The 23,215-nt window shown below is 70.1% G+C and carries 15 protein-coding genes and 1 pseudogene; 9 read left to right on the top strand and 7 right to left on the bottom strand.

The window, feature by feature from the left end; genetic code table 11:
• The first annotated feature begins 413 nt into the window (after nt 1-413).
• A complete protein-coding gene (locus ACFYO2_RS23045) occupies nt 414-863 on the top strand; it encodes a PTS glucose transporter subunit IIA (protein ID WP_388351997.1) in 450 nt (149 codons plus the stop codon).
• Between the two features lie 79 nt (nt 864-942).
• Entirely contained in the window at nt 943-2,613 is a 1,671-nt protein-coding gene (gene ptsP / locus ACFYO2_RS23040) for a phosphoenolpyruvate--protein phosphotransferase (RefSeq protein ID WP_388351994.1), read from the top strand.
• Nucleotides 2,614-2,683: 70 nt separating this feature from the next.
• Here the strand turns inward: ptsP and ACFYO2_RS23035 are convergent, their stop codons facing one another.
• The gene (locus ACFYO2_RS23035) at nt 2,684-3,577 is read right to left on the bottom strand and encodes a hypothetical protein (RefSeq protein WP_388351992.1); all 894 of its coding nucleotides are present in this window, start codon (nt 3,575-3,577) and stop codon (nt 2,684-2,686) included.
• A 22-nt stretch (nt 3,578-3,599) separates the two neighbouring features.
• Nucleotides 3,600-4,799, bottom strand: coding sequence for an MFS transporter (locus tag ACFYO2_RS23030; protein WP_388351990.1), 1,200 nt, complete (start codon nt 4,797-4,799; stop codon nt 3,600-3,602).
• 120 nt (nt 4,800-4,919) lie between these two features.
• On the opposite strand from ACFYO2_RS23030, the gene ACFYO2_RS23025 reads away from it, so the two are divergent.
• A complete protein-coding gene (locus ACFYO2_RS23025) occupies nt 4,920-6,239 on the top strand; it encodes an aminotransferase class I/II-fold pyridoxal phosphate-dependent enzyme (protein WP_388351987.1) in 1,320 nt (439 codons plus the stop codon).
• A 20-nt stretch (nt 6,240-6,259) separates the two neighbouring features.
• On the opposite strand, the gene ACFYO2_RS23020 is transcribed toward ACFYO2_RS23025, so the two are convergent.
• Entirely contained in the window at nt 6,260-8,227 is a 1,968-nt protein-coding gene (locus ACFYO2_RS23020; RefSeq protein ID WP_388351985.1) for an acetoacetate--CoA ligase, read from the bottom strand.
• A gap of 213 nt (nt 8,228-8,440) precedes the next feature.
• Between ACFYO2_RS23020 and ACFYO2_RS23015 the strand changes: the two genes are divergently transcribed.
• A complete protein-coding gene (locus tag ACFYO2_RS23015; RefSeq protein ID WP_388351982.1) occupies nt 8,441-10,807 on the top strand; it encodes a glycoside hydrolase family 31 protein in 2,367 nt (788 codons plus the stop codon).
• A gap of 2 nt (nt 10,808-10,809) precedes the next feature.
• Here ACFYO2_RS23015 and ACFYO2_RS23010 read toward each other — a convergent pair whose 3' ends face one another.
• Nucleotides 10,810-11,346, bottom strand: a complete 537-nt coding sequence (locus tag ACFYO2_RS23010; RefSeq protein WP_388351979.1) for an NUDIX domain-containing protein — start codon at nt 11,344-11,346, stop codon at nt 10,810-10,812.
• Nucleotides 11,347-11,414: 68 nt separating this feature from the next.
• Nucleotides 11,415-11,928 (bottom strand): annotated as a pseudogene (locus tag ACFYO2_RS23005) (M15 family metallopeptidase).
• A gap of 198 nt (nt 11,929-12,126) precedes the next feature.
• Between ACFYO2_RS23005 and ACFYO2_RS23000 the strand changes: the two are divergent.
• From ACFYO2_RS23000 to glpK, 5 genes are all read left to right on the top strand, one after another.
• Nucleotides 12,127-12,552, top strand: coding sequence for a Zn-ribbon domain-containing OB-fold protein (locus tag ACFYO2_RS23000; protein WP_388352026.1), 426 nt, complete (start codon nt 12,127-12,129; stop codon nt 12,550-12,552).
• Nucleotides 12,549-13,739, top strand: coding sequence for a lipid-transfer protein (locus tag ACFYO2_RS22995; RefSeq protein ID WP_388351977.1), 1,191 nt, complete (start codon nt 12,549-12,551; stop codon nt 13,737-13,739). The genes ACFYO2_RS23000 and ACFYO2_RS22995 overlap by 4 nt, the downstream gene beginning before the upstream one ends.
• Nucleotides 13,740-13,912: 173 nt before the next feature.
• Nucleotides 13,913-15,538 (top strand): EAL domain-containing protein, encoded by a 1,626-nt coding sequence (locus ACFYO2_RS22990; RefSeq protein WP_388351974.1) that lies wholly within the window; start codon nt 13,913-13,915, stop codon nt 15,536-15,538.
• 848 nt (nt 15,539-16,386) lie between these two features.
• Nucleotides 16,387-17,136 carry an MIP/aquaporin family protein gene (locus ACFYO2_RS22985; protein ID WP_388351971.1) on the top strand — a complete coding sequence of 250 codons (750 nt, stop codon included), beginning with the start codon at nt 16,387-16,389 and terminating at the stop codon, nt 17,134-17,136.
• Between the two features lie 54 nt (nt 17,137-17,190).
• Entirely contained in the window at nt 17,191-18,711 is a 1,521-nt protein-coding gene (glpK, locus tag ACFYO2_RS22980; protein WP_388351968.1) for a glycerol kinase GlpK, read from the top strand.
• 103 nt (nt 18,712-18,814) lie between these two features.
• On the opposite strand, the gene ACFYO2_RS22975 is transcribed toward glpK, so the two are convergent.
• Both ACFYO2_RS22975 and ACFYO2_RS22970 read right to left on the bottom strand, forming a co-directional pair.
• Nucleotides 18,815-19,420, bottom strand: coding sequence for an ATP/GTP-binding protein (locus ACFYO2_RS22975; RefSeq protein ID WP_388351965.1), 606 nt, complete (start codon nt 19,418-19,420; stop codon nt 18,815-18,817).
• Nucleotides 19,401-23,072 (bottom strand): hydantoinase B/oxoprolinase family protein, encoded by a 3,672-nt coding sequence (locus ACFYO2_RS22970; RefSeq protein WP_388351962.1) that lies wholly within the window; start codon nt 23,070-23,072, stop codon nt 19,401-19,403. Before ACFYO2_RS22970 ends, ACFYO2_RS22975 begins: the two co-directional genes overlap by 20 nt.
• Between the last annotated feature and the right edge of the window lie 143 nt (nt 23,073-23,215).

Raw genomic sequence — 23,215 nt, 5'->3', positions numbered from 1 at the left:
CTGGCGTTGACTTTTGGCACGCTGTTGAGTTCTCAAGGAACGGACGCTTCCTTCGTACTCACCCTCTCGGGCTTTCCTCCGGGCGCTTCCCTTCGATGTTCCCAACTCTATCAGTGTTCTTCCGGCCCTCTGACCACCGTCCTGCAGACATGCAGAAGATGACCCCGAGATAGGATCTGACAAGTTGAGTGCTGCCAGGCAAGGACGGCAGTGCGTCGCTCAGCCCCGAGCAGGAGTACGACTGTACACGGAGCTGCGGAGCCGGTGCAAATCGATTGGCGATGTGGTCTAGACCTCTTTTCGCGAGCTTCATGCGAACCGGTACTTCATCTGACATACCCTGCTGATCAGTGCGCCGTCCGGGACAGGCAGTGACGGTGTCCATATAGATCTCCACCCCCGGGAGGCTTCCCATGACCACCGTGACGTCCCCTCTTGCCGGACGCGCCATCGGACTGGCAGCAGTGCCCGATCCGGTCTTCTCCGGGGCCATGGTCGGCCCGGGCACAGCCATCGACCCCGTGCGCGAGCCTTCGGAGGCTGTCGCGCCCGTGGACGGAGTGATCGTCTCGCTGCACCCGCACGCCTTTGTAGTCGTCGACGAGACAGGACACGGTGTACTCACCCACCTCGGCATCGACACGGTGCAGCTCAACGGCCAGGGCTTCGAGCTGCTCGTGAACAAGGGGGACACCGTCACGCGCGGTCAGAGCGTGGTGCGCTGGAACCCGGCCGCCGTCGAGGCCGCCGGCAAATCTCCGGTCTGTCCGGTCGTGGCGCTTGAGGCCACGGCCGAGGCACTCGCCGAGCTCCGTGAGGACGGCGACGTGAAGTCGGGCGACAGTCTCTTCATCTGGGAGTGACGTCGGCGCCGTCATGGGACGGCAAGTAGGGACAACCACCGCGGCGGCGGGACGCGCCGCACTATCGGAGACGGGTGAGATGGAGACAACGCTGCGAGGCGTCGGTGTGAGCCATGGTGTGGCGATCGGCGAGGTTCGGCACATGGGAACGGCGGTTCTGGAACCGCCTGCCAAGCAGATCCCGGCGGAGGACGCGGAGCGTGAACAGGGGCGCGCCCGCAAGGCCGTCGAGGCTGTGGCGGCCGACCTCATGGCGCGCGGCAATCTGGCGGGAGGCGAAGCCCAGGCCGTGCTCGAGGCGCAGGCCATGATGGCCCAGGACCCCGAGCTGATGGCCGACGTGGAGCGACGTATCGCCGTCGGGAGCACGGCCGAGCGTGCGGTGTACGACGCCTTCGCGGCGTATCGCGCCCTGCTCGCCGGGGCCGGCGAGTACCTGGCCGGCCGGGTGGCCGACCTCGATGACGTGCGGAATCGTATCGTCGCTCGCTTGCTCGGGGTGCCGATGCCGGGTGTCCCGGACAGCGACGAGCCGTATGTCCTTATTGCTCGGGACCTCGCACCGGCCGACACCGCTCTTCTGGACCCGACGTTGGTCCTGGGTTTCGTCACGGAGGAGGGCGGGCCGACCAGCCACAGCGCGATTCTGGCTCGTGCGCTCGGGGTTCCGGCCGTGGTGGCGCTGCCCGGCGCGGGTGAGCTGGCCGAGGGCACGGTGATCGCCGTGGACGGAAGCACCGGCGAGATCTTCGTGAACCCCACCGAGGAGCGGAAGACACGGCTGACGGCCGCGGCCGCCGAGCGCAAGGCCGCACTGGCCGCCTCGACGGGGCCGGGGGTCACCTCCGACGGGCACAAGGTGCCGCTGCTGGCCAACATCGGTGGTCCGGCCGATGTGCCGGCGGCCGTCGAGGTCGGGGCCGAGGGTGTCGGCCTGTTCCGTACGGAGTTCTTGTTCCTGGACGACAGCAAGAACGCTCCCTCGGAGGAGAAGCAGGTCGATGCCTACCGCCAGGTGCTCGAGGCGTTCCCCGAGGGTCGTGTCGTGGTGCGTGTGCTGGACGCGGGTGCGGACAAGCCACTCGACTTCCTGACGCCGGCCGACGAGCCGAACCCGGCGTTGGGCGTGCGTGGTCTGCGGACGCTGCTCGACCATCCCGAGGTGCTGCGCACCCAGCTGACCGCTCTGGCCAAGGCTGCCGAGGGGCTGCCTGTCTACCTCGAGGTCATGGCTCCGATGGTGGCGGACCGTGCCGATGCGAAGGCGTTCGCCGATGCATGTCGTGAGGCGGGGTTGCAGGCGAAGTTCGGCGCGATGGTGGAGATTCCGTCGGCGGCGCTGCGGGCGCGCTCGATTCTGCAGGAGGTCGAGTTCCTGTCTCTGGGGACCAACGACCTCGCGCAGTACACCTTCGCCGCGGACCGTCAGGTGGGTGCGGTGTCCCGTCTGCAGGATCCGTGGCAGCCCGCGCTGCTCGACCTTGTGGCGCTGTCCGCCGAGGCGGCGATAGCTGAGGGGAAGAGCTGTGGAGTCTGCGGCGAGGCCGCGTCGGACCCGCTGCTCGCATGTGTGCTGACCGGTCTCGGTGTGACCTCTCTTTCCATGGGTTCGGCATCGATTCCCTATGTCCGGGGGACGCTGGCGAAGTACACGCTGGCGCAGTGTGAGCGGGCCGCGGCGGCCGCCCGTGCCGCGGACAGTGCCGAGGAAGCGCGCACTGCGGCACAGGCGGTGCTGTCCGGCGAGTAGCGGCCGGACAGGCCGGTAGTCGGCTGGGTCGAGGGGGTGCTTCACCTGCGGTGGAGCACCCCTCACGCGTTCAGTGGTGGTGTCCCGGCGTCTGCCATGTATCGCCGAGGTCGGGCGGCACGCAGTAGTCGACGTCCGATTCCGGGGAGATGAGGTCTCCGGAGTCGATGTCCGTGCAGTAGGCGTCGAAGACCTCTCCGGCAGTGAGGGGTTCGAGGCCTTCTCCGCGGATGCGCCAGCCGTAGATGCGGTCAGGGGTACCGGGGGTGCTGGTGCGCATGACGAGGCCGCCGGGGCTCTGGGTGGCGAGGCCGACGGCCACGACGGTGGTGAATTCGAGAGCTTCGGCCTCGTCGAGGTGGGTGGCTCCGTCGGCGTCTTCCTGTGTGTGGAGGACGGACATGAGCGTTTCCGGAGTGCCCGTGACGCTGCAGACGAGGTGTCGGTCTCCCCGCTGGGCTGTGTCGAGGATGCGGACGAGGAAGTGGGAGGCTCGGACGAAGGCCGCGCGGCCGATGTCCTCGCCGCAGGAAGCACAGGCGCCGAGGCGGGCCAGCAGGGTGCTCGCGTATTCCCAGGTGGCCTGCCGGACGGCTTCGTCCACCAGGGCCGGTACGAGGTCGGCCAAGGGCTGGCCGTCGTAGGGGATGGTCGGGCCCGTTGTCGCGAGTTCCGCTGTGAAGCGTGTGCGGCTCGACTGGACGTCCGGGTCGAGGCCCGCGTCAGTGCAGTACTCGGCGTACTCCTGAGGGTCGAAGAGGGCGACCGTGGTGTGGCTGCCCTGGGCGGCGCGGGTTTTGAGGAGGTCCTCGACCTGTCGCAGGTAGGCGGTGTGGTCGTCGAAGTTGAAGCTTCGGTAGCGCCGCATGGCGCGGAAGTCGTGCTCGTCGGTCAGCAGACCGATGGTGCCGGCGATTTCGCGGCGCAGGACGCGTCGCATGGTCTGGTGGTCGGTGTGCGCCACAGCTCCCCCTGTGTTCAGTCGATCAATTCTCACTCACAGTAACCGGCGGCACTGACAACGGTGCTCGGGACAGGGTGTCGCGGACGAGCCGGTGTTGAATCATGCAGGTCACGGCGATGATGGTGCCGAAAGCGGTCCAGCCGATCGGGCCGATGGCGATGGCTGCGGTGACGGCGAGTGGTCCGAAACTGCGCTGTGCGGACTGGGCGAGGCCATGGACGCCGAGGTAGGCGCCCTGTGCGGTGTCGGGGGCGAGGGCGACGGAGAGTTCCCAGGAGACCGTGGCGTGCAGCATCTCGGCCAGGGTGAAGACGATCGCCGAGGCGGTGAGCAGCAGTGTGGCGGTGACGGGGCTGCCGGTGGCCGAGAGCGCCATGGTGATGCCGCCGAGGGCGAAGGCGGCGGAGAGTGGGACGAGAAGCCTGCGGGCTGCCGCCGTGGTGGTGCCGAAGCGAGCCAGGGGGACTTGGAGTGCGACCACCATCACGTTGTTGAGGACGAGCAGCACGGGTGCGAGACCGTGTGGTGCATTGCTCGCGTGTGCGATCCACAGGGGCAGGCCCACCTTGAAGACGGCGTCGTCGAGGAAGAGAACGGTCTCGGTGGCGACGTAGGCGAGATACGGGCGATCGCGCCAGGGGTTGGCCGGCCTGGGCCGGGGCCCCGGGTTCTTGGACGTGGCGACCGTGCTGGAGGAGGAGGGAGGTTCCCCGCAGCGCAGCGTGAGGAGTGCGGAGGCAATGAAGGACAGGGCGTCGCCGGCGAGCAGCCACTGGTAGGCGGTGACGGTGTCGCCGGCGAGGGATGCTGCGGCGACGAGGCCGCCGATGGCCCAGCCGGCGTTGGCCACGGTTCGCTGGACGGCCTGGTAGCGGACGCGGTCCGGTCCCGCGACGCGGGTGGCGTAGAGCCTGGTGAGGATATTGGCGGCGCGGTCGCCGAGGCTCCCTACGGCGGAGAAGACGAGGAGCAGGACGTAGTTGTCGGTGGTGAGCAGCGCAAAGGAGGCCAGGGCGCGCACCAGCTGGATGGCCGGCAGCACGCGGGTGATCGGGAGCCGGTCGGCCATGCGGCCGCCAAGTGGTGCCCCGGCGATCCCGATCGCGCCGGCGACGGCGACGAGCGTGCCGACTTGGGCGATGGAGAGGCGGGAGACGTAGGTGAAGTACAGGACGGCCACAGAGGTCCACAGCCCGCTGCCGATGCGGTCGACGAGGGCCATGACGAGCATCCTGTGTCCGTCGCGACCACCCGGAATGCCTTTCGACCATGCGACCGCTCTGCGTATCGGATGCACTGGTCCCCCTTGCTTCCATTTATGTATTGATACATACTTGGTAACGTGGCAACACAATATGGGGTCAGTGGTACGACGGCCAAGGGGATTGCCGCGTCCGTCGAACGGGGTGTGGCGGAGGGGGCGTTGATCCCGGGCTCCGCGCTGCCCGCGGTACGGCGGCTCGCGGACGAGCTCGGGGTAAGTCCGGGGACGGTCGCCACGGCTTACAAGGAGCTGCGCCAGCGCGGGATCGTGGTCACGCGTGGGCGCGGTGGGACGGTGGTGGCGCCCGCTCCGGCAGTGGCATCGCGGCGGCCGCCCCGAGTTCCGGAAGGGCTGCGGGACTTGTCCGGCGGGCACCCTGATCCGGCACTGCTTCCGAGTCTGGTGCCGCCCTCCCGCCTGTCGCCCGGGGCTCGTTCACACCGTGCGACACCGCGGCTGACGCGGTTGGAGGACGCCGTGCGGGACTGGTTGCGGCCCGACGGCGTCCCCGTGGAGCACGTGACCTTCGCGCACGGGGCGCTTGATCTGATCGGACGGCTGCTGTCCGTGGAGCTTCGGCCGGGTGACGCCGTGGCCATGGAGGATCCCGGGTATCACCACTTGCTGGATCTCGTCACGGCTCTGGGGCTGCGCATCGTTCCCGTGGCCGTGGACGACGAGGGTGTACGACCGGACGCCCTGCGGGAAGCGCTTCGCGCGGGCGTGCGCGCGCTGGTGTGCAGTCCGCGGGCGCAGAATCCGTACGGCGGCTGCTTCTCGGCGGCGCGCCGGGACGCGCTCGTCGACGTGCTCCGGGGCGGGGCCGACGTGCTGGTCGTGGAGAACGACCATGCGTCCGCCGTCGCCCACGCCCCTCTGCGGACGCTGACCCGGGGCGGGCTCGCGCGCTGGGTGCACATACGGACGGTGAGCAAGTTCCTCGGGACCGACCTGCGATGGGCGGCGGCGGCCTGCGATCCGACCACGCTGGCCCGGCACGACGGACGGCTGCTGCTGACCTCCGGCTGGGTCAGTCATCTGCTCCAGGACACCGTGTACGGGCTCATGACCGACGACGGCACGCGCGCGTTGGTGGCGCGCGCTCAGGAGACGTACGCGCTGCGCCGGAACGCTCTTCTCGAGGCGCTGGAAGTCCGGGGGGTCGAGGCCCATGCGGCGAGTGGGATGAATCTGTGGGTGCCGGTGCGGGACGAGTCGGCCGTGATGAACGGGCTGCGGTCGTACGGCTGGTGGGTCGCCGCCGGGACCAGGTTCCGGTTGGGGTCCGGTCCGGGGGTGCGGATCTCCATCGCCGAGCTCGAGCCGGCCGACGCGGTGCGGTTGGCCTCGGACTTCGCCGTCGTGCTGGGTGAGTCCGAGGCCACCTACGGGGGTTGACCGGCCTTCCGGTGCTTGGGTCAGGCGCGTTTGCGGGCCAGGTCCTCGTAGAAGCGGAGCAGGTCGAGGTTGTCGATGGAGCCCGGGTTGACGGCCTTCTCCAAGGGGGTGCCCTGGAGGAGTCGCTTCACGGGCACCTCGATACGTTTTCCGGTGAGGGTGTGCGGGATGCCGGGCACCTCGATGACCTCGTCGGGGATGTGGCGGGGGGAGAGCTGCTCGCGGATGGTCTGTTTGATGCGGTTCAGGAGCGTCTCGTCGAGAACGGCTCCAGGGACCAGATGCACGAAGAGGGGCATCCAGTAGCCGCCGTCGGGCTGTTCGATGCCGATGACCAATGATTCCTTGATCTCGGGGAGGCGTTCGACAGCTTCGTAGATGTCGGCCGAACCCATGCGGACGCCCTGGCGGTTGAGAGTCGAGTCGGAGCGGCCGTGGATGACGACCGAGCCGCGAGCCGTCACGGTGATCCAGTCTCCGTGGCGCCACACTCCGGGATAGGTGTCGAAGTAGCTGTCGTGGTAGCGGCTGCCGTCCGGGTCGTTCCAGAAGTGGACCGGCATGGACGGCATGGGCTTGGTGACGACGAGTTCGCCGACCTCGTCGATCAGGGGCTTTCCGCTCGGGTCCCAGGACTGCAGGTCGGTGCCCAGGCCGGGCGCCTGGAGTTCGCCGATGTACACGGGGAGGGTCGGTACCGCTCCTGCGAAGCAGGAGCACACGTCCGTGCCGCCGCTGACGGACGCGATCCACAGATCGTCGCGGACCTCGTCGTGCAGCCAGCGGAACCCGTCGGGCGGCAGGGGCGAGCCCGTGGTGGCGACGCACCGCACCTCGGACAGGTCGTGGTCGCGGCCGGGGTGCACGCCTGCCTTGCGGCAGGCCATGACGTACGCGGCCGAGGTGCCGTAGAGCGTGGCTCGCGTGCGTTCGGCGATCCGCCACTGGGCGCCCGTGTCGGGGTAGCCGGGGCTGCCGTCGTAGAGGACGATCGTGGTGCCCGTGAGGAGGCCGGAGACGAGGAAGTTCCACATCATCCAGCCGGTGGACGTGTACCAGAAGAAGCGGTCCTCGGCGCCGAGGTCGCAGTGCAGGCCGAGCTGCTTGAGGTGCTCGACGAGGATGCCGCCCTGGGACTGGACGATGGCCTTGGGCAGGCCGGTCGTGCCCGAGGAGTAGAGCACCCACAGGGGGTGGTCGAAGGGCACCTGCTCGAAGACGGGCTCCGTGTCGGCGGCCGTCAGGGCCGACCACTCCAGCGCGCCTTCGGGCGCCTCGGTGCCGAGAAGGGGGATGTGGACGACGGCGCGCAGGGTGGGCAGTTCCCCGCGCAGTTCGGCGACCGTGTCGCGGCGGTCGTGCTCCTTGCCGCCGTAGCGGTAGCCGTCGACGGTGAACAGGACCACCGGTTCCACCTGCTGGAAGCGGTCCAAGACGCTGCGGGCGCCGAAGTCCGGGGCACAAGAGGTCCAGACGCCGCCCACGGCGGCCGTGGCGAGGAGGGCGACGACGGCCTGCGGGATGTTGGGGAGGTAGCCGCTGACGCGGTCTCCGGGGTGTACACCGAGGGCGCGCAGCTCGGCGGCGAGGGAGCCGACCTGGCGGCGCAGCTCGGACCAGGTCACCGGCCGCGGGTCGTGGGTCTCGTCGACGTGGAGGAGGGCCGGTTCGTCCGCGCGGGTCTCGTCGGCACGCAGAGCATGCTCGGCGTAGTTCAGTGTCGCTCCGGGGAACCACTGGGCGCCGGGCATCGAGCGGTCGCCGAGCACGCGCGCGTAGGGGGTCGAGAACCGAACGTCGAACCACTCCGTGACGGCTTTCCAGAACGTGTCCAGTTCGTCGACGGACCAGCGGTGCAGTGCGGGGTAGCCGCCCTCGGAAGGGGCACCGTGGTGTTCGGCCGCCCAGGCCTGGAATCTGGTGATCTGTGCCTGGGTGATGCGTTCGGGATCGGGCTGCCAGAGTGGCTGGGGGTTCACGGTCGACATGGGGCGGCTCCCGGGCTGTGCGCGTAGTGTGCGTCGTCCGCGCACGGGCTGGGGTGTGCGCCTGACGCGGCTGATATGGACGATGCCATGTGATCAATTTCTGGACCAGGGTGTACCCCACATAGTCCGTGTCGTGAAGATGTGGTCCCAGCACGGGTGAACGGCAGTTGAACGACACGCAATCGCGGGGCAGTCAATGGCAGGCTGAGCAGCATGGACGGTCGTGACCTGGTGCGTTCGGTGAAAGCGGTCGGTTCGACGAGGGCGGCCCAGGGGGTGCGTACCGTGCGGGCCGCGTGGCGCAGGAGGCGTGCCGATGCCTCGGGGCTGCCGCCACGGGGGGCCGAGCGGGCGCGGGTGCCCGGGCCGGTGCGGGACGCGGAGCCCGGGCCCGGGGGCGGTGTCGTCCGGTTCAGCCGCTCCGAGCTGCGGGTCACCGTCGCAGTGAACGGGGCCGTCTTCTGGGGCTGGGACGGGGCCGGTCCCGAGCCGTCGTACGCGCTCGCAGGCGGCCGCCCGGAGCCGGACCCGCGGGCGGTGCTGGAGCCGGACAAGGACGGCGGCTGGCGGGTCGTGGCCGAGCGGGTGACGGTCGCGGTCTCACGGCACGGCGCGGTCGAGGTACTGACGCCCGGAGGGGTGACCCTGCGCCGCGATCTGCCGCCCCGGTGGTGGGAGCCGGTCGGCGGCGGCCCGGCGCGGTGGATGCAGCGCTCCGAGGTGGCCGCGGACGCGCGGTTCTTCGGGCTCGGTGGGCGCGCTTGCGGACCCCGCCTGCGCGACGGGACGTACCGGCTGTGGAACACCGATCCCGGCCGCCCCTTCGCGCCCGGCCACGACCCCCTGTACATCACGATGCCGGTACAGCTGGTGGTCGCCGACGCGGCCACCCATCTGGCGTTCCAGGACACCTCGTGGGACGGCACGGTCACCCTTCGACAGGGTGAGGAGGGCGCCGGGTCCGGACACGACCGGGCCGGCACGAGCGAGCTCAGGATGGACGGCGGGCCGCTGCGCTGCTGGGTGATGGTGGGCACCCCCGCGCGCGTGCTGCTCGCCTGGGCCTCGCTCACCGGTGCACCGGCGCTGCCGCCGGCCTGGGCGCTCGGTCACCATCACGCGCGGTGGGGCTTCGGCAGTGAGCAGGAGGTGCGGCGGATCGTTTCGGGCTATCAGCATCGCGGTCTGCCCCTCGACGCGGTCCACCTGGACATCGATCACTACGACGCGCATCAGGTGTTCACCGTCGATCAGGATCGCTTCCCCAAGTTGCCGGTGCTGGCCGAGGAGTTGCGGCGGGACGGGATCCGGCTGGTGTCGATCGTCGATCCCGCGGTCAAGGCCGAGCCGGGCAACGCCGTGTTCGACGCCGGGACGGATGAGGACGCGTTCGTACGGGACGCGGCCGGCCGGGTCGTGCGGGGAGTCGTGTGGCCCGGAGAGGCAGTCCATCCGGACTTCACGCACGCGCGCGTGCGGCAGTGGTGGGGGCGCCTCTACGAGGAGCGCCTCGCGCAGGGGTTCTCGGGCTTCTGGCACGACATGAACGAGCCCACCTCGTTCGCCGCCTTCGGGGAGTCGACGCTGCCGCGGTCGGCGAGGCACTCTCTGGAGGGGCGGGGCGGGGACCATCGCGAGGCGCACAACGTGTACGCCCTCTGCATGGCCCGGGCGGCATACGAGGGGCTGCGCGAACTGGTCCCCCAGGAGCGCCCTTTCATCTTCTCTCGCTCCGGCTGGGCGGGGATGCAGCGCTACGGCGGGACGTGGTCCGGCGACGTGGCCACAGGCTGGCCCGGACTGCGGGCGTCGCTGTCGCTGGTCATGGGGCTGGGGCTGTGCGGGGTTCCGTATTCGGGCCCGGACGTGGGCGGCTACGACGGCAGTCCGTCGCCCGAGCTGTATCTGCGGTGGTTCCAACTGGGCGTGTATCTGCCGCTCTTCCGCACACACGCGACCATGCGGGCCGGGCGCAGGGAGCCGTGGGAGTTCGGTGCCGACGTGCTGGAGCACGCGCGCGTGGCGCTCGTCGAACGCCGACGGCTGCTGCCGTACTTCGTGACGCTGGCGCACCTGGCCCGGCGTACGGGGGCGCCCTATGTGCGGCCGTTGTGGTGGACGGCGCCGGAGGACCGCTCCTTGCGTGACTGCGAGGATGCGTTTCTGCTGGGCGACTGCCTGCTGGTGGCGCCGGTGCTCGATCCGGGCGCGGACCGGCGTGCGGTGCCGTTGCCGCGGGGGCGCTGGTACGACACGGCGACGGGGCGGGCGTACGAAGGGCCGGGGCAGGTCCTCGTGGACGCTCCGCTGTCGCGGATTCCGGTGCTCGCGCGGGCGGGCGCCGTCATCCCGGTGCGCGGTGACGACGGCGGGCTGGAACTCGAGGTCTGGGCGCCCGCCCGGGGACGGGTCGGGGGCGGGCTGGTGGTGCCGGACGCGGGCGACGGCTGGGACGAGCCTGAGATCGAGCGCTATGGCACCCGCTGGGAGGGCTCACGGCTGGTCGTCGAGCGGGAGGGTGAGGACGGCGCGAGCGAACCGCCTCACCCGGTGCGCATACGAGGGCTCGGAACGGACTGAGGTCAGACGTACCGGCCCTCGAACCATGCCCGCACGGCCAGCGTGTGCAGGGGGAAGGCGAGCTCCTCCGGCCTGCGCAGGAGGTGCCAGCCCTCCGTCTCGTCCGTGGCTGCGGAGGGCGCGAGCCCGTCCGCCGAGCGCTCGGGCAGGACCCCGAACAGCAGGAGGTGCCCGTCCGGGGAGCTCAGCGCGTCGACGAGCCGTACGTCGCGGCTCGCCGCGTCGATGCCGGTCTCCTCCTTGAGCTCACGGACGAGGGCGTGCCGCCAGTCCTCGCGGTAGTCGACGTAGCCGCCGGGCAAGGCGACGCCTCCGCGCGCGGGGGCGATGGTTCGGGTGATGACCACCAGGGCGGTGCCCTGTGTGTCGTAGACCGGCTGGAGGGCCACCGCGACGGGGAGCGGGTTGCGGTAGGCGACGGTCGTGCAGGCCGGACAGGTGCGGGGCCAGCCGGAGACGCCCTCTCCGTAGGGAGCTCCGCAGGCCGAACAGTGGGAGCCGGGCACGGAGTTGGGAATGGAGTGCTGAGTTTCGGACACGCGGCGGACTGTATCCGATCATCGGAAGGGCGTCTTCCGGAGGTGGCCTCCTTGCCGTTGGTCAGGGTTCAGTGACCGTTGGTCAGCGACTTCGCGGACACCGGGAAGTCGAAGTAGGTGTCCGGGTAGGGCTCGGCCTGGTAGGTGTGGTGCCACCACTCCTCGGCGAGGTTCACGAAGCCGAGACGCTCCAGGGTGCTCTTGAGGAGCAGGCGGTTGGCCCGCTGTTCGCCCAGCGCACGAAGTGGTTCACGGCACGCTGCGGCCGGTAGCAGTCGTACACCTTGAGGGTGTAGCCCTGGCGCAGGAGCTTCAGCCGTGCCTGATGGAGCGCTTCGGCGGCGGGGCGGGTGAGGATGCGGAGCGGTAGCCGGTAGCCGTCGATGCGCTCGCCGACGAAGTTGTACGGGGCGAAGTAGCGCATCTCCTGGATGATCGTCGGTCCACCGTTCTCAGGGCCAGCCAAGAAGTCCCCGGCGCCTTGGGGTCGGTGCTCGCCCGGGCGGGCGCGGAGGCCGCGGTCACGGCCAGCAGGGCGGCGAACGCGGCGAACGCGGCGAACGCGGCGAACGCGGCGACCAAGCCTGTGTACCGCCCTCGTGAGTCGTGTCATGTCTCCTGCATCCATCAGGACTTCCGCCAGGGAAGCGATCGGATGCAGTTCGCCTGGAAGCGAGCACCGCGACGACGCCCTGCCCATGCAGCGCCACCCGTGGCACACTTCTGACGTTCCGTCAGATTAGGCGTTGGGGAGGGACCTTGTCGCGTATGCCTACACCTGTGGTCGCCGGGTGGTTCGCCGGCGACGGGGACGACTTCAGGCTGCTCGGAACCCGCTGCCGCTCCTGCACCTCGGTCTTCTTCCCCCGTGAGGAGACCCACTGCCGCAATCCCGGGTGCCACGGCGGCGAGCTGGAGGAGGTCCCTCTCTCCCGGCGCGGACGCATCTGGTCGTACACCGACAGCCGGTACCGGCCCCCGTCACCCTATGTGACCGATCCGGAACTTCCATGGGAGCCGTACGCGTTGATAGCTGTGGAGTTGGAGGCAGAGCGAATGGTGGTGCTGGGACAGGCGGTTCCCGGTGTCACCGTCGCCGATCTGGCGGTGGGCATGGAAGTGGAGGTCGTGTCCGGCGTGCTCCATGAGGACGCGGAGACGATCTGGACTACTTGGCAGTGGCGGCCGACGGGGGCGATGGCGTGACAGGTGAGGTGGCGGTGCTCGGCGCGGGCATGCACCCCTGGGGCAAGTGGGGGCGTGGTTTCGTCGAGTACGGAGTGTGGGCGGCACGCGCGGCGCTTGCGGACGCCGGGCTGGACTGGCGAGCGGTCGGCTCGATCGTCGGCGCGGACACCGTGCGTAGCGGCTATCCCGGGTACGTGGCCGGGGCGACGTTCGCGAAAGCGCTGGGCTGGCAAGGGGCGCGGGTCACGAGCGTGTACGCGGCGTGTGCGTCGGGGGCACAGGCCGTCGACACCGCGCGCGGGCAGATTCTTTCAGGCCTCGCCGACGTGGTGCTCGTGGTCGGCGCCGACGCCGCGCCGAAGGGCTTCTTCCGGCCCGCGGGCGGAGACCGGCCCGACGATCCGGACTGGCTGCGCTTCCGGGTCCTCGGAGCGACCAACCCCACCTACTTCGGGCTGTACGCGCGTCGGCGGATGGCCGTACACGGCGACACGACAGAGGACTTCGCGCAGGTCAAGGTGAAGAACGCCGCCCTGGGCGCGCTGAATCCCTACGCCCGCTATCGCAAGCGGGTCAGCACCGAGGAGGTCGCCGCCTCCGCCGTGGTCGCCGATCCGCTGCGGCTGCTCGACATCTGCGCGACCTCGGACGGCGGGGCGGCCCTGGTGCTGTCCAGCATGGATTTCGCGCGCCGCCACGGGGTGGCGGATCCGGTGCGGATCCGGGCCGTGTCCACGGTGACGCCGCGTTACCCGAACACCGTGCTGGACCTGCCGGACATCGCGACGGACTCCGCGGTGACAGCCAGGCCGCCGGCCGATACCTTCCGGACGTCCATCGCACGGGCGGCCTACGAAGAGGCCGGCATCGGGCCCGAGGATCTGTCCCTCGCCGAGGTGTACGACCTGTCCACCGCCCTGGAATTGCAGTGGTACGAGGACCTGGGGTTGTGCGGGGAGGGCGAGGGGGTGAAGCTGCTGCGGGAGGGCGCGACGACCCTGGGCGGGCGCATACCGGTCAACACGAGCGGTGGGCTCGCCTCCTTCGGAGAGGCCGTGCCGGCGCAGGCGATCGCCCAGGTCTGCGAGGTGACCTGGCAGTTGAGAGGTGGCGCGGGTGACCGGCAGGTCACGGGCGCGCGCGTGGGGATCACAGCTAACCAAGGGCTGTTCGGGCACGGCTCGGCGGTGATCGCGGTGCGGTGAGGGAGGAGCGGCCGGGGATCCGGGATCCATCCGGGATCCGGGATCCGGGCGGATCATGAAGCGGATCGAGGGCCGCATGGGCTTTCCCGTACGCTGCGTGACCATCCCGGAATCCTGCGTGAACGTCTCATGAACTGGGCCTGGGCGTGTGCCGAGAGCGCCATCATGCTCCCGTGCACTCCTGGACGGATACTCTCCGCTTCGCCTTCCAGCCGGTGGTCAATCTGACGACCGGCGGTGTCGCGGGGCTGGAGATACTCGCGCGCCCGGAGACCGGGGACATCCTGGCCGAGGCCCGTCGTGACCCCGAACTCGACGGTCGGCTGGCGGTGTCGGCGGTCCGTTCGGCGGTTCGCAGGGAGACTCTGCTGCCGCTGCACGTCAACGTGTTCGCCGGCACTCTCGCCGACCTCGGCGGCCTCACGCCGCTGCACGACGCCGTGCGTCAGGCGGGGCGACTGCCTTGGGAGATCACGATCGACGTCGGCCCGCCGTACACCCACGTGCCGCAGCAAGCGCTGTTGGAGGCGCTGGCCGGGCTACGGGAGCAGGGGTTCTGGATCAGTGCGGACGGCGTCGGCGACGGGGACGTACCGCTGCGGCTGCTCACCGATATCGCGCCCGACCTCGTGAAACTCGACGCGTCGGTGCTTGGACGGCCGGCGGCGATGCGGGCGATGCGGGCCTTGTGCGACGAGCTCGGTGGGCTGCTGTGTGTCGAGGGCGTGGAGACCGAACTGCAGTGCGCCGCGGCGCTGTCGGCAGGTGCGCAGCTTGCGCAGGGCGAGTTGTTCGCGCCGCCGTCCAGGCTGCCGACCGCGGATGTATACGTTCCGCCCCGCTCCCCCGGTGTCGTCGAGGCGCCGCGCTCGGGGCCGACGGTGCGGGAGTTCGTACGGCCCGCTGCCCTACTGCCCGCCACCGCGTCCGCGAGCCAGGTGCGTGCCCTGCTGACGGGGTCGCCCGACGTGTCCGGGGTGCTCCTCGTGGACCGGGACGGGGTGCCCGTGCGGTCGGTGCACCGGTCCCGCTTCCTGCTGTCCATGTCGGGGCGCTACGGGCATGCCCTGTACGCCGATCGTCCTGCCGCCAAGCTCGGCGACCCGCCCAGGACGGTGGGCGTCGACGCCACGGCGTGGGAGGTCCTGGACGTGGTGGCCGTCGGCGACCGGGACCGTACCTCGGACGACGTGGCCGTCGTCGACCGATACGGCCGGTGCGTGGGCGTCGTACGGCTCGCGGACCTCGTACGGGCCCTGGCCGAGAACCGGGTCGAGGAGGCCGCAGGGCTCAATCCGCTGACCCGGCTGCCCGGTTCGGACGCGATCACCGGTGAGGTGGACCGGCGGATCGCGAACGGACGGACGTTCGCGCTGAGTTGGCTGGACGTGGATCACTTCAAGCAGGTCAACGACGGGGCCGGGTTCGCGGCCGGCGACGAGCTGATCCGGTCCGTGGGGCGGGCCCTGCTGCACGCGGTGTCCGGCATTGCGCGGGTGGGGCACATCGGCGGGGACGACTTCCTGGTGCTGGCGGATCCGGAGGGGCTGGAACCGCTGGCCGCGTCCATGCTGGACGTCCCCTGGTCGGCGGGCGGGCGTCCCGTCACGCTGTCCCTGGCCACGGTGCTGTGCGTGCCGGGCAGTGTGACCGACCACCGTGAGGCGGCAGCCTGTCTGGCACCGCTGAAGCAGGCCGCGAAGTCGCTGGACGGGACGAGTTGGGTGCTGGGCCACGCCGGGCTGCCCGGACACGAGATCCGCCGGGGGTCGCGGGCGACGACTGTGCGGGCGGGGTAGGCGGGTTGGAACCGGGACGGGCCGTGGCCGACGCCTGCGGGCAACCGTAGGCACGCGTCCCAGACCCGGCGGTGCGGGGCTCGGTGGCCACGAGCGCGAGGCAGTTGCTGACCGACCCGGGCCCAGCAGTCGTAGGTGCGAGGCAGAAACTCGCCGGTACGGGCCGACAGCCACAGGCGCGAGGCAGGCACCGGACCGGCAGACGCTCGCCGGTGTGACGGATACGCCGGGCCAGACGTTCGGCAGCGGCTGCCGAGCAGCCGCTGGCGCGGGGAGCCGTTGTGGGCCGGCCACTGGCAGCGTCCGGTGGGGATGATGTTCTCTGGCGTCTTCTGCCCTGCGCGATGCAGAGACGGGCGCAGGCACTGCACCGCGGGGAGCCGTGCCGGTCCCCGAAAGGGCGTCGAGCGCGGCCGGCCCTGTCGGCTCGGCGGATTCCCGGCGTCCCCTTCCGTGCCCCGGCGCCGGTGGTGCGGGAGGCGGTGCGGCGCCGCACCGGCGGCCCGGCGAGGCCCCGACGCACCCGCGCGCACCGCCACTTTGCGGGCTGGGCCACAAGCCCCTCAACCGTTGCTGTCGGCGACCTTGACGCTCCCTGGACGCCGGTGAACACTTCCGGTGTCAGTCGACATCGCCGTACATTCTCGGCGTATTCAGGCACTGCGCCGCGCGGGCCCTCCTGAGCCGAGGCCCGTACTCCCACGGGCGGTTCGGCTGTTACGGCACGCTCGTCGCGGACGCCGGGCGGGGCGCGGGACTCTCCCTGCCCTCGGCTGTTCGCCAACGGAACCGCACCCTGCACGGAGGACCGGGGCCGATCGCCCCGGGCCCAGGGCCTAGGAGCCGCCATGAGCAACGGAGACATTTTCGTCGGCGAAGTCATCGGGACCGCGATCCTGATCCTGTTCGGCGCCGGCGTCTGCGCCGCCGTCACCCTGAGATATTCCAAGGCGCGGGCCTCAGGGTGGATCGTGATCGCGTTCGGCTGGGGATTCGGCGTGCTGGCGGGCGCGTACACCGCCGCTCCCCTCTCCGGCGGGCACCTCAACCCGGCCGTCACACTCGGGATCGCCGTCGACACCGGTGAGTGGGACAAGGTTTGGGTCTATCTGCTGGGCCAGATGGTGGGCGCCATGCTCGGCGCCGTCCTGTGCTATCTCACCTACTTCGCCCAGTTCCAGGCCAACGTACGGGAGACGGGCACCACGGAGGGCACGGCGGAGGAGCCGCTGCCGACGCTCGGTATCTTCTCCACCATCCCGGAGATCCGTAATCCGGTCGCCAACCTGATCACGGAGATCATCGCGACGGTCGGGCTCGTCCTGCCGATCCTCGCCTTCGGACTGACCACGGGGCTCGGTGAGTCAGGGACCCTCGTGCTGATCGTCTCGCTGCTGGTCGTCGGCATCGGTCTCTCGCTCGGCGGGCCCACCGGCTATGCCATCAACCCCGCGCGCGACCTCGGCCCGCGCATCGTGCACACCTTTCTGCCGATACCGAACAAGGGCACCTCCGACTGGAGCTACGCCTGGATCCCGGTCGTCGGCCCGCTGATCGGCGGAGCGCTCGCGGGTCTCATCTACAACGCAGCCTTCTGAGCCGCTTCCGAACAGCTTTGAGCCGCATTCTGAATCCCAGCCCAAGGGGTAGCCATGACGGACAACTCCGCGAAGTACGTCGCCGCAATCGACCAGGGCACCACCTCCAGCCGCTGCATCGTGTTCGACCACAACGGCGCGATCGTCGCCGTCGACCAGCGCGAACACCGCCAGATCTTCCCCAAGCCGGGCTGGGTGGAGCACGACGCCACCGAGATCTGGTCGAAGGTGCAGGCGGTGGTCGCCGGGGCGATCGCCAAGGCGGGTCTGCGCGCTGACCAGCTCAGCGCGCTCGGGATCACCAACCAGCGTGAGACGACGGTCCTGTGGGACCGCGCGACCGGCAAGCCCGTCCACAACGCGATCGTGTGGCAGGACACGCGTACCGCCGCGCTGTGCAACCAGCTGGGCGGCTCGGACGGGCAGGACCGTTTCCGCGAGCAGACCGGGCTGCCACTGGCCAGCTACTTCTCCGGGCCCAAGGCGGCCTGGCTGCTCGACAACGTGCCCGGCCTCAGGGCGCGCGCCGAGCGCGGCGAGATCGCCTTCGGCACCATCGACTCCTGGCTGATCTGGAACCTCACCGGCGGCACGGACGGCGGGCGGCACGTCACCGACGTGACCAACGCCGGGCGGACCATGCTGATGAACCTGGAGACCCTCCAGTGGGACGCGTCCATCCTGTCGGCGATGAACGTGCCCGAGGCGGTGCTGCCCGAGATCAGGTCGTCCGCCGAGGTGTACGGCACGGCGGTCGGCCAGCTCGCGGGCGTGCCGGTCGCATCGGCGCTGGGCGACCAGCAGGCGGCGGTGTTCGGGCAGGCCTGCTACGACGTGGGCACGGCGAAGAACACGTACGGCACGGGCAGCTTCCTGCTGCTGAACACCGGCAACCGGCCGGTGCCGTCGAAGAACGGCCTGCTGACGACGATGGGCTACAAGATCGGCGGTGAAGCACCCGTGTACTGCCTGGAGGGCTCTATTGCCATAACGGGCGCGCTGGTTCAGTGGTTCCGAGACCAGCTCGGCATCATCCGTACCGCCGACGAGATCGAGCCGCTGGCGGCGAGCGTCGAGGACAACGGGGGCGCGTACATCGTGCCCGCGTTCTCCGGCCTGTACGCCCCGTACTGGCGTTCCGACGCGCGAGGTGTGGTCACCGGCCTCACCCGGTACGTCACCAAGGCGCATCTCGCGCGCGCGGTGCTGGAGGCGACGAGCTGGCAGACGCGGGAGGTCGTGGACGCCATGTTCCAGGACTCCGGGGTGCAGATCACCACCCTGAAGGTGGACGGCGGCATGACGAAGAACAACCTCCTCATGCAGCACCAGGCGGACGTGCTCGACGTGCCGGTGATCCGGCCCAAGGTGTCAGAGACGACGTGCCTGGGCGCCGCCTACGCGGCCGGCCTCGCCACCGGCGTGTGGAACGACCTGGACGAGCTCAAGACGCACTGGCAGAAGGACGTCGAGTGGACGCCCGCCATGGACGCGCCGGTGCGCGACCGTCAGTTCCACAACTGGCGCAAGGCCGTGGAGAAAAGCTTCGGCTGGATCGAGGACGGCGAGAACTGAGCTCCACGCACGCGTGGACGACAACCAGGTCCACGCTCGTGTGCGTTGCGCCCGAAGACAGCGGCCCGTACCCCGGTCGGCGGGGGTACGGGCCGCGCCCGTGTCACGTCGTGACGGCCTCGCGGCGCTCCGCCGCGTACGCCATCGCATGCTGGACCACGCCGACGAGGATTTCCTTGACGGACTCCCGGTCGCGGGCGTCGCACAGGAGGAGCGGTACGCCGTCGTCCAAGTCGAGGGCCTGGCGTACCTCCTGGGCCGGATAACGGGCCGCTCCCTCGAAACAGTTGATGCCGACGACGAAGGGTATGGAGCGCCGCTCGAAGTAGTCGACGGCGGCGAAGCAGTCCTCCAGACGGCGGGTGTCGGCAAGGACGACGGCGCCGAGGGCACCCTCGGAGAGCTCGTCCCACATGAACCAGAACCGCTCCTGGCCGGGCGTACCGAAGAGGTACAGCACCAGGTCCTCGCGCAGGGTGATGCGGCCGAAGTCCATGGCCACCGTGGTGGTGTGCTTGCCCTCCACGCCGCTCGTGTCGTCGACCGGGCGTCCTGCCTCGGTGAGCAGTTCCTCGGTGCGCAGCGGCCTGATCTCGCTGACCGCGCCGACGAGGGTGGTCTTGCCCACGCCGAATCCGCCGGCCACCAGGATCTTGAGCGTGACGGGCTCGACCGGGGGCTTGCCGCGCTCAGAACGCCCGAAGATCATCGATCTCTTCTCCTGCTTGATGGGGGTCGGGCGACGGAGGGCCGTAGCCTCCGCCGCCGGGGGTTTCGATGACGAGGACGTCGCCGGGGCCGATGTCCGCCGTGTCGCTTCCGGCGAGTTCGGTGACCGTACCGTTCGCGCGTTCCACGCGGTTGGCGCCCAGCGCGCCGGGTTCGCCGCCCGCCATACCGTACGGCGGGACTCTGCGGTGCTGCGACAGCGTGGAGACGGTCATCGGCTCGTGGAACCGGATGCGCCGCACCGCGCCGTCCCCGCCGGGCCACTGTCCGGCGCCGCCGCTGCCGCGCCGTACGGCGAACTCGTCGAGCTGCACGGGCAGTCGCCACTCCAGGACCTCGGGGTCGGTGAGCCGCGAATTGGTCATGTGAGTCTGGACGACGGGCGCTCCGGGGAAGCCTTCGCCCGCGCCGGATCCGGAGGCGACGGTCTCGTAGTACTGGTGGCGGTCGTTGCCGAAGGTGACGTTGTTCATGGTGCCGGAGCCCTCGGCCTGTACGCCCAGCGCCGCGTAGAGGGCGCCGGTGATGGCCTGGGACGTCTCCACGTTACCGGCGACGACCGCCGCCGGCGGCTCGGGCGCAAGCATGGAGCCCGGCGGGACGACGATGTCGAGGGGGCGCAGACAGCCGTCGTTGAGCGGGATGTCGTCGGCGACCAGGGTGCGGAAGACGTACAGGACGGCCGCGTTGACGACCGAGAAAGGTGCGTTGAAGTTGGTGCTCAGCTGCGGTGACGTGCCCGTGAAGTCGACGGTGGCGGAGCGGCTTCGGCGGTCGACGCGCACGCTGACTCGGATGACCGCGCCGGAGTCGGTCTCGTAGGCGTACTCGCCGTCCTCTAGGGCGTCGATGACTCTGCGGACGGCCTCCTCGGCGTTGTCCTGGACGTGCTTCATGTAGGCCTGTACGACGTCCAGGCCGAAGTTCTCGATCATGCGGGCTACTTCGTCGACGCCCTTCTGATTGGCGGCGATCTGGGCGCGGAGGTCGGCGAGGTTGGTCTTGGGGTTGCGGGAGGGGTAGGGCGCCTCGGTGAGCAGGCGGAGGGTCTCCTCCTCGCGGAAGCGGCCGTTCTCGGCGAGCAGCCAGTTGTCGAAGAGGACTCCTTCCTCTTCGATGCTGCGGCTGTTCGCGGGCATGGAGCCGGGGGCGATGCCGCCGATCTCGGCGTGGTGGCCGCGGGCGGCGACGTAGAAGAGGACCTGCTTGTCACCCTCCGTGTCGGCCGAGTTGTCCGTGTCGAAGACCGGGGTGATCACCGTGACGTCGGGCAGGTGGGTGCCGCCGTGGTACGGGTCGTTGACCGCGTAGGTGTCTCCCGGCCGCATCCCCGAGCCGCGCCGCCGGATGACCTCCTTGACGCTCGTGCCCATCGAGCCCAAGTGGACCGGGATATGTGGGGCGTTGGCCACCAGGTTTCCGTCCGGGTCGAAGAGCGCGCAGGAGAAGTCCAGCCGTTCCTTGATGTTGACGGACTGGGCGGTGGACTCCAGGCGGGCGCCCATCTGTTCGGCGATGGACATGAAGAGGTTGTTGAACACCTCAAGCAGTACCGGGTCGGCTTTTGTGTCGAGGTCGGAACTCTGCGTAACCGCCGCCCGTTCCATGACCAGATGCCCGTCGTGGGTCGTCGCGGCCCGCCAGCCGTCGTCGACGACGGTCGTCGACCCGGCCTCGGTGATGATCGCGGGGCCGGTGACGGTGTCGCCGGGGGGCAGTTCCTCGCGGCCGTGGAGGGGTACGTCGCGCCAGGCGCCGCCCGTGTGGAGGCGGACGGTTTCGGGCGCGGTGGTGTGGCCCTGGTAGGGAGCCAGGGCGGAGAGATCGGGGGGTGCGGTGATGCCGGTGGCTTCGACGGAGAGGGCTTCGACGACGATCGGGCGGTCGAGGGTGAAGGAGTACGTGGTGCGATGACGTTCTTCGAAGGCGTGCCTCATCGTGTCGGGCTCGGTGAGCTCGACGGTGAGGGGGGTGTCGGTGCCGTCGTAGCGGAGCTGGGCGCGCCGGATGACCTGGATGCGGCTCTCCTGGACGTCCTCGGCGAGGAGTTCGGCGCGGGCGTCGCTCTCCAGGTCGTCGGCGGTCTTGTGGACGCCGGGCATGGAGGTGGGTTCCAAGGGCGCCTCCACGGACTGCTCGCGCATGGCCGTGGTGTCGGCGAGGCCGATGCCGAGGGCGGAGAGGACACCGGCCATGGGCGGCACCAGGACGGTGCGGATGCCGAGCGAGTCGGCGACCTTGCAGGCGTGCTGTCCGCCCGCACCACCGAAGGTGGTGAGGGTGTAGCGGGTGACGTCGTGGCCCTTCTGGACGGAGATCCGCTTCACCGCGTTGGCGATGTTGGCCACAGCGATCTGCAGGTAGCCCTCGGCGACCTGCTCGGGGGTGCGGTCGTCGCCGGTCCGCCGGCGGATCTCGCGCGCGAGGGCGGCGAAGCGGTCGCGGACGAGTGTCTCGTCGAGGGGCTGGTCGCCGTTGGGGCCGAACACCTTGGGAAAGTGGGCGGGTTGGATGCGGCCGAGCATGACGTTGGCATCAGTGACGGCGAGTGGGCCGCCACCCCCGTAGCAGGCGGGTCCCGGCTCCGCGCCCGCCGAGTCCGGCCCTACGCGGTAGCGGGAGCCGTCGAAGTGGAGGACCGAGCCGCCGCCGGCTGCGACGGTGTGGATGTCCAGCATGGGGGCGCGCAGCCGGACGCCGGCGATCTGCGTGGTGAAGACGCGTTCGTACTCGCCGGCGAAGTGCGAGACGTCGGTGGAGGTGCCGCCCATGTCGAAGCCGATGACGCGGTCGAAGCCGGCGAGTTGCGACATGCGGGCCATCCCCACGATGCCGCCCGCCGGACCGGACAGGATGGCGTCCTTGCCACGGAACTGACCCGCTTCGGCGAGGCCTCCGTTGGACTGCATGAACATCAGCCGCACCCCGTGGAGCTCACCGGCGACGTGCTGGACGTAGCGGCGCAGCACGGGCGAGAGGTAGGCGTCGACGACCGCGGTGTCTCCGCGCGGCACGAGCTTCATCAGCGGGCTTACCTCACTGGAGAGCGAGATCTGCGCGAAGCCGATGTGGGCGGCCAGTTCCCCGACGGCCTGTTCGTGGGCCGGGTGGAGGTGGCTGTGCATGCATACCACGGCGACGGCCCGGATCCCGTCCTCGTAGGCCTGCCGGAGAGGGCCGGTGAGGGCGTCCAGGTCGGGGGCCCGCAGGACGGTTCCGTCGGCGGCGATCCGTTCGTCGACCTCGACGACCCGCTCGTACAGCAACTCGGGAAGGTCGATGCGGCGGGCGAAGATGTGGGGGCGGTTCTGGTAGGCGATGCGCAGGGCGTCGCGGAAACCGCGGGTGACGACCAGGACGGTCCGTTCGCCCTTGCGTTCAAGGAGGGCGTTGGTGGCGACGGTCGTCCCCATACGGACGGCCTCGACGGGCTCCTGAGACCCGCCCAGCAGGTGGCGGACACCGGCGACCGCCGCGTCGGAGTACCGGGCAGGATTGTCCGACAGCAGTTTGTGTGTGAGCAGACGGCCATCCGGGCGACGCGCGACGATGTCGGTGAAGGTGCCACCTCGGTCGACCCAGAACTGCCAGCCCGTCGTCACATCCGTCTCCCCGATCGCACTGCTCGGCACCGTGTCTGCAGGCTGGTGGCGGACCTGCCGCAGATGGTCGTCGACGATGGATCAGATCCTATCGGGAGGGCTGTTGCAGTGCCCGGTGCGCACCCGGCTGCGGAGCGCCTCAGGGATCGATCGGTCTTGCCCTCAGCTCGCGG

Source organism: Streptomyces sp. NPDC006602, from assembly GCF_042870385.1.
In the GTDB taxonomy this organism is placed as follows: domain Bacteria; phylum Actinomycetota; class Actinomycetes; order Streptomycetales; family Streptomycetaceae; genus Streptomyces.
Note: the sequence above shows the minus strand (reverse complement) of the source record. Positions and strands in the feature narration are given on the sequence as shown.

What these genes read in the sequence shown, in the direction of transcription:
- ACFYO2_RS23045 (WP_388351997.1), top strand. Translation starts at nt 414, where the DNA reads ATGACCACCGTGACGTCCCCTCTTGCCGGACGCGCCATCGGACTGGCA.
- ACFYO2_RS23015 (WP_388351982.1), top strand. Translation starts at nt 8,441, where the DNA reads ATGGACGGTCGTGACCTGGTGCGTTCGGTGAAAGCGGTCGGTTCGACG.
- ACFYO2_RS23020 (WP_388351985.1), bottom strand. Translation starts at nt 8,227, where the DNA reads ATGTCGACCGTGAACCCCCAGCCACTCTGGCAGCCCGATCCCGAACGC.
- glpK (WP_388351968.1), top strand. Translation starts at nt 17,191, where the DNA reads ATGACGGACAACTCCGCGAAGTACGTCGCCGCAATCGACCAGGGCACC.
- ACFYO2_RS22985 (WP_388351971.1), top strand. Translation starts at nt 16,387, where the DNA reads ATGAGCAACGGAGACATTTTCGTCGGCGAAGTCATCGGGACCGCGATC.
- ACFYO2_RS22975 (WP_388351965.1), bottom strand. Translation starts at nt 19,420, where the DNA reads ATGATCTTCGGGCGTTCTGAGCGCGGCAAGCCCCCGGTCGAGCCCGTC.
- ptsP (WP_388351994.1), top strand. Translation starts at nt 943, where the DNA reads ATGGAGACAACGCTGCGAGGCGTCGGTGTGAGCCATGGTGTGGCGATC.
- ACFYO2_RS23030 (WP_388351990.1), bottom strand. Translation starts at nt 4,799, where the DNA reads ATGGCCCTCGTCGACCGCATCGGCAGCGGGCTGTGGACCTCTGTGGCC.